This is a genomic window from Proteus sp. G2626 (assembly GCF_009915985.1).
Classification (GTDB): domain Bacteria; phylum Pseudomonadota; class Gammaproteobacteria; order Enterobacterales; family Enterobacteriaceae; genus Proteus; species Proteus vulgaris.
Genome location: NZ_JAABNH010000008.1, coordinates 1 through 16,599 on the forward strand (window position 1 = coordinate 1; position 16,599 = coordinate 16,599).

The 16,599-nt window shown below is 40.9% G+C and carries 14 protein-coding genes, 1 rRNA gene and 1 riboswitch; of the genes, 8 read left to right on the forward strand and 7 right to left on the reverse strand.

All coding sequences use genetic code 11. The annotated features are described in order from the left end of the window. Positions 1–58: 58 nt before the first annotated feature. Positions 59–1,601 (reverse strand): 16S ribosomal RNA (locus GWJ05_RS04360). A gap of 616 nt (positions 1,602–2,217) precedes the next feature. Between GWJ05_RS04360 and purH the strand changes: the two genes are divergently transcribed. Further along, on the forward strand, positions 2,218–3,807 hold the full coding sequence (gene purH, locus GWJ05_RS04365; protein WP_161681102.1) for a bifunctional phosphoribosylaminoimidazolecarboxamide formyltransferase/IMP cyclohydrolase: 1,590 nt from the start codon (positions 2,218–2,220) through the stop codon (positions 3,805–3,807). Positions 3,808–3,819: 12 nt separating this feature from the next. Next, positions 3,820–5,109 (forward strand): phosphoribosylamine--glycine ligase, encoded by a 1,290-nt coding sequence (purD, locus tag GWJ05_RS04370; protein WP_087802845.1) that lies wholly within the window; start codon positions 3,820–3,822, stop codon positions 5,107–5,109. A 24-nt stretch (positions 5,110–5,133) separates the two neighbouring features. Here the strand turns inward: purD and GWJ05_RS04375 are convergent, their stop codons facing one another. The 6 genes from GWJ05_RS04375 to nudC all read right to left on the reverse strand — a co-directional run bounded on the left by GWJ05_RS04375 (position 5,134) and on the right by nudC (position 9,577). Further along, positions 5,134–5,796: a DUF1481 domain-containing protein gene (locus GWJ05_RS04375; RefSeq protein WP_224215400.1), complete on the reverse strand. Its 663-nt coding sequence runs from the start codon at positions 5,794–5,796 to the stop codon at positions 5,134–5,136. 44 nt (positions 5,797–5,840) lie between these two features. After that, the gene (locus GWJ05_RS04380; protein WP_004246922.1) at positions 5,841–6,113 is read right to left on the reverse strand and encodes an HU family DNA-binding protein; all 273 of its coding nucleotides are present in this window, start codon (positions 6,111–6,113) and stop codon (positions 5,841–5,843) included. A 190-nt stretch (positions 6,114–6,303) separates the two neighbouring features. Beyond that, positions 6,304–6,894 carry a YjaG family protein gene (locus tag GWJ05_RS04385; RefSeq protein WP_036933978.1) on the reverse strand — a complete coding sequence of 197 codons (591 nt, stop codon included), beginning with the start codon at positions 6,892–6,894 and terminating at the stop codon, positions 6,304–6,306. 74 nt (positions 6,895–6,968) lie between these two features. Further along, positions 6,969–7,637, reverse strand: coding sequence for a deoxyribonuclease V (gene nfi / locus GWJ05_RS04390; RefSeq protein ID WP_087802843.1), 669 nt, complete (start codon positions 7,635–7,637; stop codon positions 6,969–6,971). Further along, the gene (gene hemE / locus GWJ05_RS04395; protein WP_036933972.1) at positions 7,630–8,703 is read right to left on the reverse strand and encodes a uroporphyrinogen decarboxylase; all 1,074 of its coding nucleotides are present in this window, start codon (positions 8,701–8,703) and stop codon (positions 7,630–7,632) included. The genes nfi and hemE overlap by 8 nt, the downstream gene beginning before the upstream one ends. An 88-nt stretch (positions 8,704–8,791) precedes the next feature. Further along, on the reverse strand, positions 8,792–9,577 hold the full coding sequence (gene nudC, locus GWJ05_RS04400) for an NAD(+) diphosphatase (protein WP_036933970.1): 786 nt from the start codon (positions 9,575–9,577) through the stop codon (positions 8,792–8,794). An 864-nt stretch (positions 9,578–10,441) separates the two neighbouring features. Continuing rightward, positions 10,442–10,564: riboswitch (TPP riboswitch) on the forward strand. 130 nt (positions 10,565–10,694) lie between these two features. Here nudC and thiC point away from each other — a divergent pair. The 6 genes from thiC to thiH are packed head-to-tail and all read left to right on the forward strand — an operon-like array spanning position 10,695 to position 16,117. Continuing rightward, positions 10,695–12,647 (forward strand): phosphomethylpyrimidine synthase ThiC, encoded by a 1,953-nt coding sequence (gene thiC / locus GWJ05_RS04410; RefSeq protein WP_161681104.1) that lies wholly within the window; start codon positions 10,695–10,697, stop codon positions 12,645–12,647. Then, entirely contained in the window at positions 12,631–13,278 is a 648-nt protein-coding gene (thiE, locus tag GWJ05_RS04415) for a thiamine phosphate synthase (protein WP_036933967.1), read from the forward strand. The genes thiC and thiE overlap by 17 nt, the downstream gene beginning before the upstream one ends. Next, entirely contained in the window at positions 13,272–14,021 is a 750-nt protein-coding gene (locus GWJ05_RS04420) for a HesA/MoeB/ThiF family protein (protein ID WP_161681106.1), read from the forward strand. Before thiE ends, GWJ05_RS04420 begins: the two co-directional genes overlap by 7 nt. Further along, positions 14,018–14,218: a sulfur carrier protein ThiS gene (gene thiS, locus GWJ05_RS04425; protein WP_036933963.1), complete on the forward strand. Its 201-nt coding sequence runs from the start codon at positions 14,018–14,020 to the stop codon at positions 14,216–14,218. The genes GWJ05_RS04420 and thiS overlap by 4 nt, the downstream gene beginning before the upstream one ends. Before the next feature lies 1 nt (position 14,219). Further along, the gene (locus GWJ05_RS04430; protein WP_036933961.1) at positions 14,220–14,999 is read left to right on the forward strand and encodes a thiazole synthase; all 780 of its coding nucleotides are present in this window, start codon (positions 14,220–14,222) and stop codon (positions 14,997–14,999) included. Next, positions 14,999–16,117 carry a 2-iminoacetate synthase ThiH gene (gene thiH, locus GWJ05_RS04435; protein ID WP_036933960.1) on the forward strand — a complete coding sequence of 373 codons (1,119 nt, stop codon included), beginning with the start codon at positions 14,999–15,001 and terminating at the stop codon, positions 16,115–16,117. Before GWJ05_RS04430 ends, thiH begins: the two co-directional genes overlap by 1 nt. Positions 16,118–16,599: the final 482 nt, after the last annotated feature.

The window sequence follows — 16,599 nt, forward strand, 5'->3', positions numbered from 1 at the left end:
TGCTCGTTCTTCATCAGACAATCTGTGTGAGCACTGCACATAACACGTATCTCTTAGGTAAGGAGGTGATCCAACCGCAGGTTCCCCTACGGTTACCTTGTTACGACTTCACCCCAGTCATGAATCACAAAGTGGTAAGCGCCCTCCCGAAGGTTAAGCTACCTACTTCTTTTGCAACCCACTCCCATGGTGTGACGGGCGGTGTGTACAAGGCCCGGGAACGTATTCACCGTAGCATTCTGATCTACGATTACTAGCGATTCCGACTTCATGGAGTCGAGTTGCAGACTCCAATCCGGACTACGACAGACTTTATGAGTTCCGCTTGCTCTCGCGAGGTCGCTTCTCTTTGTATCTGCCATTGTAGCACGTGTGTAGCCCTACTCGTAAGGGCCATGATGACTTGACGTCATCCCCACCTTCCTCCGGTTTATCACCGGCAGTCTCCTTTGAGTTCCCGCCATTACGCGCTGGCAACAAAGGATAAGGGTTGCGCTCGTTGCGGGACTTAACCCAACATTTCACAACACGAGCTGACGACAGCCATGCAGCACCTGTCTCAGCGTTCCCGAAGGCACTCCTCTATCTCTAAAGGATTCGCTGGATGTCAAGAGTAGGTAAGGTTCTTCGCGTTGCATCGAATTAAACCACATGCTCCACCGCTTGTGCGGGCCCCCGTCAATTCATTTGAGTTTTAACCTTGCGGCCGTACTCCCCAGGCGGTCGATTTAACGCGTTAGCTCCAGAAGCCACGGTTCAAGACCACAACCTCTAAATCGACATCGTTTACAGCGTGGACTACCAGGGTATCTAATCCTGTTTGCTCCCCACGCTTTCGCACCTGAGCGTCAGTCTTTGTCCAGGGGGCCGCCTTCGCCACCGGTATTCCTCCACATCTCTACGCATTTCACCGCTACACGTGGAATTCTACCCCCCTCTACAAGACTCTAGCCAACCAGTTTCAGATGCAATTCCCAAGTTAAGCTCGGGGCTTTCACATCTGACTTAATTGACCGCCTGCGTGCGCTTTACGCCCAGTAATTCCGATTAACGCTTGCACCCTCCGTATTACCGCGGCTGCTGGCACGGAGTTAGCCGGTGCTTCTTCTGCGGGTAACGTCAATTGATAAAGGTATTAACTTTATCACCTTCCTCCCCGCTGAAAGTACTTTACAACCCTAAGGCCTTCTTCATACACGCGGCATGGCTGCATCAGGCTTGCGCCCATTGTGCAATATTCCCCACTGCTGCCTCCCGTAGGAGTCTGGGCCGTGTCTCAGTCCCAGTGTGGCTGATCATCCTCTCAGACCAGCTAGAGATCGTCGCCTAGGTGAGCCATTACCTCACCTACTAGCTAATCCCATATGGGTTCATCCGATAGCGCAAGGTCCGAAGAGCCCCTGCTTTGGTCCGTAGACGTCATGCGGTATTAGCCACCGTTTCCAGTAGTTATCCCCCTCTATCGGGCAGATCCCCATACATTACTCACCCGTCCGCCGCTCGTCAGCAAGAAAGCAAGCTTTCTTCTGTTACCGCTCGACTTGCATGTGTTAGGCCTGCCGCCAGCGTTCAATCTGAGCCATGATCAAACTCTTCAATTAAAAGTGTTTGATGCTCAAAGAAATCGAAAACTTAGCTATTCATAAATGAATTTACTTTTGTTGTTCACTCTTCAAGACTTGATACATCTAATATTTTAGAAGATATCGTCTCTGCGAGTGCCCACACAGATTGTCTGATAATTTGTTAAAGAGCAGTGCAACATTCGCTGCCGTTTCCGGTCTTCTGCGTTGTTGCGAGGAGGTGCATTCTACATCTTCCTCATTTCGTGTCAAGCGTTTATTTTCAAGGCTTCACACTTTTTTCTTTGTTCTCTCAGTCAGTTCGCTTAGCGCCCTGTTCCGTGACAACGAGGACGCATTATAGGGAGTTTTCTGAGGCTGGCAATAGTTTTTTTAAGAAAAAAAATCGTTTGCTCAATTCCACAGCAAAACCCTTAGTTATACGCACTTATCAACAATTTTATCCACAGACATCCTTTTTACATAAAATTAGCATGTCAAACGCAATCGTTTGCGTTATTATAGAGACCTATTAAGTAAGATTGATTTTGTGTCTATCTTCTGAAATGTTAGTTAAGCAAACACAATTTCATTGTATTAATGTGATTTAACTTCACCATTACTACCGTTATACCAAACCCAAGGGATAAAATTCATGCAACATCTTCGTCCTATCCGCCGTGCGCTTTTAAGTGTGTCTGATAAAGCAGGTATTTTAGAATTTGCTAAAGCACTTGTTGAAAGAAATGTAGAACTCTTATCTACAGGTGGAACTGCTCGTCTATTAGCTGAAGCTGGCTTACCTGTTATCGAAGTTTCGGATTATACGAATTTCCCAGAAATGATGGATGGCCGAGTAAAAACGCTACACCCTAAAGTACATGGTGGTATTTTAGGTCGTCGTGGACAAGATGATGCAATCATGGACGAACATGGAATTCGTCCTATCGATATGGTCGTCGTGAATCTTTATCCTTTTGCTAAAACAGTCGCTCGCCCAGACTGCTCATTAGCCGATGCTGTGGAGAATATTGATATTGGTGGGCCGACAATGGTTCGCTCTGCGGCAAAAAATCATAAAGATGTAACGATTGTAGTAAATAGTAACGACTATGAAAGAGTGATTGAAGAAATGGATAATCACGAAAATAGTCTTACTCTAGATACTCGTTTTGATTTAGCAATTAAGGCCTTTGAGCACACCGCAGCTTATGACGGCATGATTGCAAACTACTTCGGCCAAAAAGTTGCACCTTATTATAGTGATACTTCACAACCATCAGGTATCTTCCCTCGCACATTAAATCTGAACTATATAAAGAAACAAGATATGCGTTATGGTGAGAATGCTCATCAGCAAGCGGCTTTCTATATAGAAGAGAATATAGAGGAAGCATCTATCGCTACTGCAACCCAGTTACAAGGTAAAGCGCTTTCTTATAATAATATCGCTGATACTGATGCCGCATTAGAATGTGTTAAATCCTTCGCCGAGCCAGCATGTGTTATTGTGAAACATGCCAACCCTTGCGGTGTAGCTATTGCGAATACGCTCACACAAGCATATGACAACGCATTTAAAACAGATCCTACCTCTGCTTTTGGCGGTATTATCGCATTCAATCGCCCATTAGATACAAAAACAGCAACTGCGATCATTGAACGACAATTTGTCGAAGTGATTATTGCTCCTTCTATTAATGAAGATGCTTTACCTATTTTAGCAACCAAACCTAATGTTCGAGTATTAGCGTGTGGCCAATGGCAAGAGACAAAACCAGCTTTTGACTTCAAACGAGTCAATGGTGGACTTTTAGTGCAAGATCGTGATTTGGGCATGGTTAAAGAAGAAAATTTAAGAATCGTCACTCAACGCCAGCCAAGTGAGCGCGAGCTAAAAGATGCGCTCTTCTGTTGGAAAGTCGCTAAATTCGTAAAATCAAATGCCATTGTTTACGCGAAAAATGATATGACTGTTGGCATTGGTGCAGGACAAATGAGTCGAGTCTATTCTGCAAAAATTGCAGGAATTAAAGCGGCCGATGAAGGTTTAGAAGTTGCTGGTTGCGCAATGGCATCAGATGCATTCTTCCCTTTTAGAGATGGTATTGATGCAGCAGCACTTGCCGGTGTAACTTGTGTTATTCAACCAGGTGGCTCAATTCGTGATGATGAAGTAATTGCCGCTGCCAATGAGCACAATATCGCAATGATTTTCACCAATATGCGCCACTTCCGCCATTAATAGGGTATTGATATGAAAATTTTGATTATTGGTAATGGTGGCCGTGAGCACGCTTTAGCATGGAAAGCGGTTCAATCGCCGCTGGCTACCCAAGTCTTTGTTGCACCTGGTAATGCAGGCACTGCATTAGAGAAAGGTGTGCAAAATGTCGCAATTAACGCAACAGACATTCCTGCATTAGTCGCATTTGCCCTAGAAAATAAAATTGATTTAACCATTGTTGGCCCTGAAGCACCGCTTGTTATTGGTGTTGTTGATGCTTTTAAAGATGCAGGCCTGACTATTTTTGGCCCAACAAAAGGTGCTGCTCAATTAGAAGGTTCTAAAGCTTTTACTAAAGATTTCTTAGCTCGCCACAAAATTCCAACGGCGAATTATCAAAATTTCACTGAAATAGTACCTGCATTAGAATATTTAGATAAAGTAGGTGCGCCAATAGTGATTAAAGCAGATGGCTTGGCCGCAGGCAAAGGCGTTATTGTTGCAATGACACAATCCGAGGCTGAAAACGCCATAAAGGATATGTTAGCAGGCAATGCCTTTGGTAATGCGGGGCATCGTATTGTTATTGAAGAATTTCTTGATGGTGAAGAAGCCAGTTTTATTGTCATGGTTGATGGTGAGCACGTTATTCCAATGGCAACAAGTCAAGATCATAAGCGTGTTGGTGACGGAGATACTGGCCCTAATACAGGAGGAATGGGAGCATATTCACCTGCACCCGTTGTTACCTCCGAGATCCACCAGCAAGTAATGGAAAAAATCATTTATCCAACAGTAAAAGGAATGGCCTCTGAAGGTCATCGTTATCAAGGCTTCCTTTATGCAGGACTGATGATTGATAAACATGGCGTTGCGAAGGTTATCGAATTTAACTGCCGTTTCGGTGATCCTGAAACCCAACCCATTATGATGCGTATGCAATCTGATTTAGTTGAGCTTTGCTTAGCTGGAGCAAAAGGTAATTTAAAAGGTAAAGATTCTATTTGGGATCCTCGCCCTGCTTTAGGTATAGTCATTGCTGCAGGCGGTTATCCTGCTGATTATCGTCAAGGCGATGTTATTGAAGGTTTAACAACAACACCATCATCAACAGCAAAAGTATTTCAAGCAGGAACAACACTAAATAATAAAGGAGATGTTATCACCGCCGGTGGAAGAGTTTTATGTGCGACGGCGTTAGGTGATGATATCGAGCAAGCGCAAAAAAATGCTTATGCTTTAGCGAAAGGTATTCATTGGGACGGTTGTTTTTATCGCCATGATATCGGCTATCGAGCGATTGCACGCTTAAAGAAATAGATTAACGACGGCAAAAGGGAGTCATCACAAACTCTCTTTTGTTGGCTCCCATTTACAGAAATCATGTTCTGCAACCATAAGTAACTGCTTACCTTCTGGTGAATCAAGCCAAGCCACATAAACTGGCTTACTTGAATTACGCGTTCTCATTTTTAACCAACGCTGCTCTGGTGCTTCAAATGAAACACTCACCTTCTCACCAGCACATGTTGTCATTGTATTCTGATACCAGACACCCTGTACTAAATTCACTTTCCCAATGGTCAATACCTCGCTAATCTCACGCTCTTTGCTTGCAGCGAACACCATTCTTAAACGTTCATCTTCTGTTAATGCTCGTTTTTGTTGGTGCTTTTCTTGTTGCATGAAAATAACTTCACCACGTTTATTTAAACGAAGGTGCCAAGATGAGGGATCATTTGGATTAATAACTTCGGAGCGGACTTGCCAAAGACTATTTTGGCGGTACTCATAGAATGTAATGACAGTTTCTGGTTTTTTATAAAAGCTATAAACGCTCATAATTACTTGAGGTTCTGATGCTTTATTATTTAAACGCCATAGTCGCACAACACCTTCGTCCGCAATATAACCGGTTGCAGAAAATTCAGGGAGTTGTACAGTCGAGGAGCAGGCGCTGAGCAAAAAAGCAGATCCTATTGCTAACAGCCCCTGTCGTTTCAACAAAAGGGGAGTAAATCCCCCTCTATTGTTCATTCCGTTCAAAGGAATTATTTTACTGCGTCTTTCAGTGCTTTACCGGCAGTAAATGCAGGAACATTAGCTGCTGCAATTTTAATTTCTTTACCCGTTTGCGGGTTACGGCCAGTACGCTCTGCACGGTGATTTACCTTGAATGTACCGAAACCAACTAACTGTACAGAATCGCCTTCTTTCAGAGCACCTGTTACTGAGTCGATAAACGCTTCAATAGCAGCTTTTGCCTGAGTTTTTGTCAGATCCGCTTTTTCAGCAACTGATTCGGTTAATTCAGCTTTGTTCATAAAATAGTCCTTAAAGTATGTTTTATCGTTTGAAAAACATCTGGTGAAAAAACTTAACTTATCTTTTTAAGAAGATGAATTAAGTAAAACACCTGAGCCACTTCTTTTCGTACCCAATGTAGAACATACACAGGGGTGATGTGAAGTCTTTAAACGTCGCTTTTCAAGCACTAAATCACGTTTTTCTGATTTAGTGCGTTAATTCTATACCGATATTGCTCATTCCAGCTTCACGAAGGTCTGCACGTAGACCTTTAATCAGTTCGATATCTCTTTCTTCACACTCAACAAGTAGACGGTAGATTTCCCATTGGATATCGAACTCTTCAATAACAGCAGGCAGAGATCTTAGCTCATCTTCGCTCATTTCTCTTTCTGCTTGTGTCATTTCAAGTGAAGCAACTGTCCCTACTGATAATTTGCTTACTTCAATAGCATGACTTAGCGATTCACCGCTTAAACGAGAGTGAACAACTTCACTCAAGGCGACACAGGCATCAATTGCTGGATAGACACCATAAATATCAAATTGAGATGCATCAGGAATAGCTTCTTCTAATTTCTCTAATTGAGAATCGAAATTAACCTTTGCATCTTTCACCGTTAAAGTTTCCCAAACCAGATCGAGAATACGGCGATAAAGCGTTGGATCGGTAAATCCTGTTTCACGACAAAATACCTGATAATTGGGGTACATTCGCTCACACAGGCACGCCATAAACGTCAAGTGTTGCCAAGCTTCCAGCTTTTCTAAACGTAAATGGATTGGGTTCTTCAACATTCGTGATTACTCATTTTCTTAACTTAGGCGCAGTTTACCTGAAAATTAGAAATATCCACATATTTCCCGGTCATTTAGAGCTTATTCTTATTCAACTGCTCAAATAATCGCCTATTTGAAGCAATACCATCAGCCCAACGCGTTGGTTCTGGCAATCGATATCCTTTCATACACAACTCAACCCACTGCAAAGCACCTTCCATACTCACTTTATGACCCGGAGAAATATACAGGGGTTTACATTTTTTCTTGCTACGATAAATCCAGCCTATTTGCTCATTCTTATCCATTAATCGCTCATAGCTTCCCATCTCTTCATTTATCGCTTTATCAATACCACATAAACGACTTTTCGCTACACCAATGGTAGGTGTGTCCACTAACAAACCAAAATGGCTTGCAACACCAAGTCTTCTAGGATGAGCGATACCTTGCCCATCGACAAAAATAAGAGAAGGTTTCTGTTTTACTAATTGCCAGGCTGTCAGTAACGCAGGGCACTCTCTAAATGAAAGTAAACCAGGGATATAAGGAAGCGTTGTAGGAATTCGCGCGATTTGGTATTCAAGAATTTCAAAAGAAGGGTAATGCATTATCACGATAGCGGCGCGAGTGACTGCGCCACCTTCTTCAAAACCAACATCAGCACCTGCTATGCAAGTTGGTGCTGTGAATTGGTCTGTTAAAATAATCTGTTGAGCTTTTTCTGTCTGCTCCTGACGTAATTGTTGGGTATTAATCATTATCCTGATGATAAGGCTTCGATAAACGGTGAACCGCATCAATAAATGCACCAGCATGCTCTGGTGGAACATCTTGATGAATACCGTGCCCAAGATTAAAGACATGACCATTACCTTTGCCAAACCCAGCAAGAATAGTTTCGACTTCTTGTTCTATTCTTGCTGGAGGCGCATATAACATGGATGGATCCATATTACCTTGTAAGGCAACTTTATCTCCTACTCGACGACGTGCTTCTTCAATATCAATTGTCCAATCGAGTCCTAATGCATCACAACCTGTTGTGGCCATTGCTTCTAACCAACGACCACCACCTTTGGTAAATAAGGTTACAGGAACTTTTCTTCCATCATATTCGCGAATAAGACCATCAACAATCTTATGCATATAATGTAATGAAAAGAGTTGGTAATCACGCCCTGTTAATACACCACCCCATGTATCAAAGATCATAATAGATTGTGCGCCCGCTTTAATTTGAGCATTCAGATAAAGGATAACGCTATCTGCTAGTTTATCCAGTAATAGATGTAGTGCTTGTGGCTCTGCATACATCATTTTTTTAATTTTTGTGAAGGCCTTACTACTTCCACCTTCTACCATATACGTTGCCAGTGTCCAAGGGCTTCCCGAAAAACCAATTAAAGGCACGCTACCTTGTAAGGCATGACGAATCGCTCGCACAGCATTCATCACATAACCAAGTTCATCTTCAGGGTCTGGAATAGGCAATTTTTGAATATCAGCAAGGGTGTTTATTGGTGACTTAAAACGAGGGCCTTCACCTGTTTCAAAGTAAAGGCCTAATCCCATCGCGTCAGGAATAGTTAAAATATCAGAAAATAAAATAGCGGCATCTAATGGAAAACGTCTTAAAGGCTGTAATGTCACCTCGCATGCCAGCTCTGTATTTTTGCACAATGAGATGAAATCCCCCGCCTGTGCCCGTGTTTCCTTATATTCAGGAAGATATCTGCCTGCCTGACGCATCATCCAAACAGGGGTGACATCAACAGGTTGGCGCAATAGCGCACGTAAATAGCGGTCGTTTTTCAACTCACTCATGACTAACTCCATTAACAGTAATTGGGCCGCGAAATAGTATGCATTGTAACATGCTGGAAAAATAACTGTTGGCAGACAACGCCTTTATTTAGTTCTTTTCTTTATCCTGTCTAATATTCGCTATCGTATCTTCTATCAAACGTCGGGCAATAGTATCTGGAGGTGGGATCTGTGGTAGTTTATCGTAACGATACCAGCCAGCACTGGTTAATTCAGTAGGATCATGGCGTAACTCACCGCCATCATAATCAGCCAAAAATCCCATCATTAAAGAATGAGGAAACGGCCAAGGCTGCGAAGAAACATAGCGAATATTACGAATACGAATATTACTCTCTTCAAATACTTCGCGGGCAACCGCTTCTTCTAGTGTTTCACCAACCTCAACAAAACCAGCGAGCACCGTATAAAGTGGAGAATGTTTATGCCTAACATGATGTGCGAGTAAGATTTTATCTTCATGACGGATCCCCACAATAATACAAGGAGCAATTTGCGGGTAATAACGTTCATGACAATTATCACATAAACACGCCCATTCACTCTCACTATGGCGCATTTTGGAACCACAATAACCACAAAAACGATGAGAACGATAAAACTCCGCTAACTGAACACCACGACCTACTAGTTTAAATAAATTCTCATCTTGTGAAGCGATAAGCCTCGGTGAACACATGTCGTTATCCATTTTTCCATGAATAAGCCAAACTGTTTCACCTTGCCACTCACCAACAATTTTGGCGTGCTGACCAATAAGATCCCATTCTTTTGCCAAGCCAAAAGGGAGTTCACCTTTAGGTAACCACACTCGCCCACCAAGGCTGACTGTCCACCAGCCTTTTTCTGATCCCGTTAGCGTATATAAATGCATAATGATAATTCTATCCAAAATAATGATATGGAATTAAGGATACTCTCTTTAGTAAGACCCACTCAATGTATTATGATTATTCTCTATAATTTATTAACATTCAAAAGAGAATTTGATAAATTTTATTTATAAAAAAATGTAAGAATGACAGATAAAACCAAAAATAAAATTGCGATTTTTGATTTAGATGAAACACTTTTAGCGGGTGTTCCTAGTCATTTATGAACATGTTATTTATGGGATAAAAAAATAGCCACTCATCCCTATTTTCTAAAACTAGATCAACAAATGATTGTAGACTATTACGCTGAAAAATTGGATATGGTTCAATATCTTTATCAACATTTTACTTACTTTAAATATCATAATTTAGACAAGTTAAATCATTGAGTTAATGACTTTACTGAAAAAATTCAGCTATTGTTTTACCCTGAAGAAATATCAATAATTACACAATATCAACAGCAAAATATTCCTATTATGATTATTTCAGCAACAATGTCCTTTTTCGTTCATGCGATTGCAAAACAACTTACTGTGGATATTTCAATAGGCATTAATAGGCAAATTAAAGATAATTATTACACTAGATATATTGAAGGCACACCACATCGCGAGAAGGGAAGATTGAACGCCTAAATCAATGGAAAGAAACCAATAATATTAATAATATTTATATTTATTTCTATGCCGACACACTAATGACCTCCCATTATGTTATCAAGCTGATAACGCCACAGTTATCAATCCAGATAAACAATTAGCTCAAATTTCACAAATGAAAAACTGGAAACAGCAACATTGGGATTTAAATAAATAACCCATATCGGACTTGTAGTTTTTAAAATCTTTCATATACTGGACTTCTTCTTGTCGGAGTGCCTAGTGTTTATAAGGATATTATAAACACAGGCTGAGACCGTTAATTCGGGATCCGCGGAACCTGATCGGGTTAATACCCGCGAAGGGAACAAGAGTGATTCGACCTTTTGATAGCTTCATCCCGTATATTTTTTATACGCCTATCTGTCGATACTCCCTGCGACCTCCAGACAAGCATTTTTCTCAATATTCACCCGACAGGCTACAACCTGCATGATATTTATTAGGAAATGCTATGTCCCAAAATCAAACTTTATCTGTTAAAGATATTACGCCAACCGCCAATAAACAGCGCCCAAGAAAAGTACTACGAGATGCTGCTCAGGAATTTATTAGTACTATTCAAGGGGTCAGTTTTCCCAATTCAAAACGTATTTACCTTGAAGGCTCTCGTAACGATATTCAAGTACCAATGCGTGAGATCCAGCTTGATAAAACATTGGTAGGAGGATCAAAAGAAAACCCTGTTTTTGAAGATAATGAATCCGTCCCGGTATATGACACTTCAGGCCCTTATGGCGATCCAGCATCTCAACTCGACGTTAATCTTGGCTTAAAAAAAATTCGCCAATCATGGATTGATGAGCGCAATGATACTGAAGCACTTTCACTCTTAAGCTCTGATTTCACACAACAACGTCTTTCTGATGCTGGATTAGAGCATCTACGTTTTCCATTAAAGCCTAACCCTAAAAAAGCCCTAAAGGGTAAAAGCGTGACGCAATTACATTATGCTCGAAAAGGTATTATCACACCTGAAATGGAGTTTATTGCTATTCGTGAGAATATGGGGCGTGAACGTATTCGAAGCGAAGTATTACGCCAACAACACACAGGCTTTAGCTTTGGAGCCTATCTCCCTGACAATATTACCCCTGAATTTGTACGCCAAGAAGTTGCTGCGGGCCGAGCTATCATTCCTGCCAATATCAATCACCCTGAATCAGAACCGATGATTATTGGGCGTAATTTCTTAGTGAAAGTGAATGCCAATATCGGAAACTCCTCTGTAACCTCCTCCATTGAAGAAGAAGTTGAAAAACTGATTTGGTCTACACGCTGGGGAGCAGATACCGTCATGGATCTCTCAACAGGCCGTTATATTCATGAAACGCGTGAGTGGATCATTCGTAACAGTCCCGTTCCTATCGGTACAGTTCCAATTTATCAAGCACTCGAGAAAGTTAACGGTATTGCTGAAGATCTCACTTGGGAAATGTTCCGCGATACTTTACTTGAGCAAGCAGAACAAGGTGTTGATTACTTTACTATTCATGCAGGTGTATTATTACGTTATGTTCCCATGACCGCAAAACGCCTAACAGGTATTGTGTCTCGTGGTGGTTCTATAATGGCGAAATGGTGTTTATCACATCACAAAGAAAATTTCCTCTACGAACATTTCCGTGAAATCTGTGAAATTTGTACCGTTTATGATGTTTCCCTTTCTCTAGGCGATGGATTGAGACCGGGTTCAATTCAAGATGCAAATGATGAAGCACAATTTTCTGAATTACATACTTTAGGTGAACTAACAAAAATTGCCTGGGAATATGACGTTCAAGTCATGATAGAAGGCCCTGGTCATGTTCCAATGCAGATGATCCGTCGCAATATGACAGAAGAATTAGAGCATTGTCATGAAGCACCCTTTTATACATTAGGTCCTCTTACTACAGACATTGCACCAGGTTATGATCACTTCACATCAGGTATTGGTGCAGCAATGATTGGCTGGTTTGGTTGTGCAATGCTCTGTTATGTTACCCCTAAAGAGCATCTAGGTTTACCTAACAAAGAAGATGTAAAACAAGGGCTGATTACTTATAAAATTGCTGCTCATGCCGCCGACTTAGCCAAAGGACATCCAGGAGCTCAAATTCGTGATAATGCAATGTCAAAAGCTCGCTTTGAGTTTAGATGGGAAGATCAATTTAATTTAGCTCTTGATCCTGAAACCGCACGCCAATATCACGATGAAACCTTGCCTCAAGCATCAGGAAAAGTCGCTCATTTCTGCTCAATGTGTGGCCCTAAATTCTGCTCAATGAAAATAACACAAGAAGTACGCGATTATGCGGCTGGCATGGAGCAAATGTCTCAAGCTTTTAAAGAGCATGGAAGTGAGTTATACCACAGTGCAGAAATCGCCAGTGTTGAGGTGACTGAAAATGAACAGATCCTCTAACCCCCCCTTTGCATCAACAGAAAAAAAACTTGGACTTTACCCTGTTGTTGATTCTGTTGAATGGATCGAACGCCTGTTAAAAACAGGCGTTACCACCCTGCAATTACGCATAAAAGATAAACAACCAAACGATGTTGAACAAGAGATCGTTGAAGCAATAAAACTAGGTAGGCAGTATCACGCAAGACTGTTTATTAATGACTATTGGCAACTGGCTATTAAACATCACGCTTACGGTGTTCATCTTGGCCAAGAAGATCTCGATATTGCAGATCTTGATGCCATAAAAAAATCAGGGTTACGCCTTGGTATTTCTACTCATGACGAAACAGAATTACAAAGAGCGAAAACATTACGTCCATCTTACATCGCATTAGGGCATATCTTTCCAACGACAACTAAAGATATGCCATCCAAACCTCAAGGTTTGGATGCGCTGAAACATCAAGTAGAGCAGACACCTAATTTTCCAACTGTTGCTATTGGTGGGATCTCGCTAGAGAGAGTACCTGATGTTGTTGCAACTGGTGTCGGTAGTGTTGCCTTAGTCAGTGCAATAACAAAAGCGCCAGATTGGCAACAAGTAACGCGTAAACTATTAGAATTAGTGGAGGGAAAACCATCATGCTAAATGATAATGATTTTATGCGTTATAGCCGACAAGTGATGTTAGAAGATATTGGCTTAGAGGGTCAAAATAAACTTCAACAAGCAAGAGTACTGATTGTTGGACTTGGTGGATTAGGCTCTCCTGCATCACTTTATCTTGCTGGTGCCGGTATTGGAGAGCTTATTTTAGTTGATGATGATAAGTTGCATGTTTCTAATCTACAACGTCAAATTCTTTATCGAACTCAAGATATTCCTAATGCAAAATCAGAGGTCGCAAGGCAGTCTCTGCTCGCATTAAATCCAGAGATAAAAATTACCTCTTATAAACAACGTATTGATGATGACTCATTATCTAAATTAGTTAAAGAGGCTGATTTAGTCTTAGATTGCACAGATAACATGCTCACACGCCAAGCGATTAATCGTGCTTGTGTTGCGCAGCAAACTCCGCTTATCAGTGGCAGTGCCGTAGGGTTTAGTGGCCAACTTATGGTGTTTGAACCTCCTTTTACGCATGGTTGCTATCACTGCCTCTATCCTGATGAAACTGAACCACAACGCAATTGTAGAACAGCTGGAATTTTAGGTCCTGTTGTGGGTGTGATTGGTACACTTCAGGCACTTGAGGCAATTAAATTGCTCTCTGGTTTACCTTGTTCACTCAGTGGAAAACTTCACCTTTTCGATGGTAGAAAACAAAATTGGAGTACTTTACGTTTAACGCCATCAACAACATGTCCTGTTTGTCGAGGGTTAGCATGAACATTACTGTAAATGACGAACACTACTCTCTGGATATGCCTGTCACCATTAGTCAGCTCCTTATTCAGTTAGAACAGCCACTTATTGGTGTGGCACTTGCTATCAATGAAATCATTGTTCCTCGTGAAAACTGGGAAACGCATTCTATTAATGATGGCGATACTATTCTTCTCTTCCAAGCAATTGCAGGGGGCTGATATGTTAAAAATTGCTGATACAACATTCACATCGAGACTTTTTACAGGCACAGGGAAATTTGCAACACCAACGTTAATGACAGAAGCCATTAAGGCTTCGGGTAGCCAATTAGTTACAATGGCAATGAAGCGAGTGGATTTAAAAAAGGGCAATGATGATTTAATCGCACCACTTAAATCATTAGGTGTGAAATTATTACCTAATACATCGGGTGCGAAAACAGCACAAGAAGCGGTATTTGCGGCTCGTTTAGCCAAAGAAGCTTTTGGCACTCATTGGGTAAAATTAGAAATTCATCCTGATACCAAATATTTATTACCCGACCCTATTGAAACACTTAAAGCCGCTGAAATCCTCGTGAAAGAAGGTTTTGTTGTTTTACCTTATTGTAGTGCTGATCCTGTTTTGTGTCGTCGCTTAGAAGAAGTTGGTTGTGCAGCCGTAATGCCTTTAGGTTCTCCTATTGGTTCAAATCAAGGTTTACAGACTCGTGATTTTCTACGGATTATTATTGAACAAGCCTCAATACCTGTTGTTGTTGATGCAGGGATTGGTGCACCAAGCCACGCACTTGAGGCTTTAGAGTTAGGTGCAGATGCAGTCTTAGTGAATACCGCAATTGCTGTTGCTAAAAATCCTGTTTTAATGGCACAAGCATTTAAAGCAGCGCTTGATGCAGGCGAACTTGCTCGACAATCAGGACTTGCCACCCCCGCTTCAATTGTGAATATGCAAGCCCAAGCCTCTAGTCCATTAACCCAATATTTGGGGGCATTCTAATGGAAACATTTTCGGATTATTGGCAACAACTCGACTGGGATGACATTACATTAAAACTCAATAGTAAAACCAATACGGATGTTGAAGCCGCATTAAATCGTCATACACTTACACTTGATGATTTTATGGCGTTGATTTCGCCTGCGGGTCGGCATTACTTAGAGCCTATGGCTCAACGCGCTCAGAAACTTACTCGACAACGTTTTGGTAATATTGTGGGATTATATGTTCCACTCTATCTTTCTAATTTATGTGCAAATGACTGTACTTATTGTGGCTTTTCAATGAGTAATGCCATTAAACGCAAAACATTAAATGAAAGTGAGATCATTGCCGAATGTAATAGCATCAGACAATTAGGCTTTGATAGCCTGTTATTAGTAACTGGAGAACATCAAAGAAAAGTGGGTATGGATTATTTTCGCCAATATATCCCTCTTATTCGAGAGAATTTCAGTTCATTAATGATGGAAGTGCAACCTCTTGCAACAGAAGAATATGCTGAGTTAAAAACACTCGGTATTGATGGTGTCATGGTTTATCAAGAAACCTATCATGAACCAACTTATCAGCTTCATCATCTAAAAGGTAAAAAACAGGACTTCCATTGGCGACTACAAACACCGGATAGATTAGGACAAGCTGGAATTGATAAAATTGGCTTAGGTGCATTGATTGGCCTTTCAAACCAGTGGCGTAGCGATTGTTATATGGTGGCAGAGCATCTCTTATTCTTACAAAAACGCTACTGGAAAAGTCGTTATTCAATCTCTTTTCCTCGTTTACGTCCTTGTGCGGGTGGGCTTAGCCCAGCATCTGTAATGAGTGAAGCAGAATTAGTTCAATTGATCTGTGCTTTTCGTATTTTAGCACCTGATGTTGAGCTTTCACTTTCAACACGTGAATCGCCGTATTTTCGCGATAATACAATACCATTAGCGATAAATAACATTAGTGCGGGTTCTAAAACTCAACCTGGCGGGTATTCTGATAGTCATGAAGAATTAGAACAATTCTCCCCTAATGATAATCGCCATGTAAATGATGTGATTAACGTATTAAAAGAGCGGGGATTACAACCTGTATGGAAAGATTGGGATAATTACTTGGGTCGTTAATTAAAATTTAAATAATATAAAACCGCTTTTAATTTATTTAATTACAAATAATAAAGGCGGTTTTTATTATATTTCTAATAAAAAATCAATCATTTACTTATCCTCAAATAAAAAATAGTAACTCCTATCGCCATATAGATATTAACGTCAAACTAAAGCCGAAGCTGAATTACTAAATATTCCTGAAAGAAATATACTAAATAATATGACTAAACGGGTGAGGGCGATTATTAAAACTGAAAACCTCGTTCTAGAAGCACGTAAAACGGTAGCAGCAGGTGTTTTTTCATTCACTTTGGAAAAGATAAACAAGAATATAAAGTATTAATAGGCACATCTGCTACCTTAAAAAGTACACCATTACCGCAGCCAGAACAGCATAAATATATTCCTGGAAAAACATATGACATTCTCAGTTTTGACGATTTACCATTAGAAAGTACTAAAGAAGAGAAAGGCATATATACTCATAAAGAGAATTT

What these genes read in the sequence shown, in the direction of transcription:
- thiS (WP_036933963.1), top strand. Translation starts at nt 14,018, where the DNA reads ATGAACATTACTGTAAATGACGAACACTACTCTCTGGATATGCCTGTC.
- nudC (WP_036933970.1), bottom strand. Translation starts at nt 9,577, where the DNA reads ATGCATTTATATACGCTAACGGGATCAGAAAAAGGCTGGTGGACAGTC.
- GWJ05_RS04380 (WP_004246922.1), bottom strand. Translation starts at nt 6,113, where the DNA reads ATGAACAAAGCTGAATTAACCGAATCAGTTGCTGAAAAAGCGGATCTG.
- thiE (WP_036933967.1), top strand. Translation starts at nt 12,631, where the DNA reads ATGAACAGATCCTCTAACCCCCCCTTTGCATCAACAGAAAAAAAACTT.
- GWJ05_RS04420 (WP_161681106.1), top strand. Translation starts at nt 13,272, where the DNA reads ATGCTAAATGATAATGATTTTATGCGTTATAGCCGACAAGTGATGTTA.
- hemE (WP_036933972.1), bottom strand. Translation starts at nt 8,703, where the DNA reads ATGAGTGAGTTGAAAAACGACCGCTATTTACGTGCGCTATTGCGCCAA.
- nfi (WP_087802843.1), bottom strand. Translation starts at nt 7,637, where the DNA reads ATGATTAATACCCAACAATTACGTCAGGAGCAGACAGAAAAAGCTCAA.
- thiH (WP_036933960.1), top strand. Translation starts at nt 14,999, where the DNA reads ATGGAAACATTTTCGGATTATTGGCAACAACTCGACTGGGATGACATT.
- thiC (WP_161681104.1), top strand. Translation starts at nt 10,695, where the DNA reads ATGTCCCAAAATCAAACTTTATCTGTTAAAGATATTACGCCAACCGCC.
- GWJ05_RS04430 (WP_036933961.1), top strand. Translation starts at nt 14,220, where the DNA reads ATGTTAAAAATTGCTGATACAACATTCACATCGAGACTTTTTACAGGC.
- purD (WP_087802845.1), top strand. Translation starts at nt 3,820, where the DNA reads ATGAAAATTTTGATTATTGGTAATGGTGGCCGTGAGCACGCTTTAGCA.
- GWJ05_RS04385 (WP_036933978.1), bottom strand. Translation starts at nt 6,894, where the DNA reads ATGTTGAAGAACCCAATCCATTTACGTTTAGAAAAGCTGGAAGCTTGG.
- purH (WP_161681102.1), top strand. Translation starts at nt 2,218, where the DNA reads ATGCAACATCTTCGTCCTATCCGCCGTGCGCTTTTAAGTGTGTCTGAT.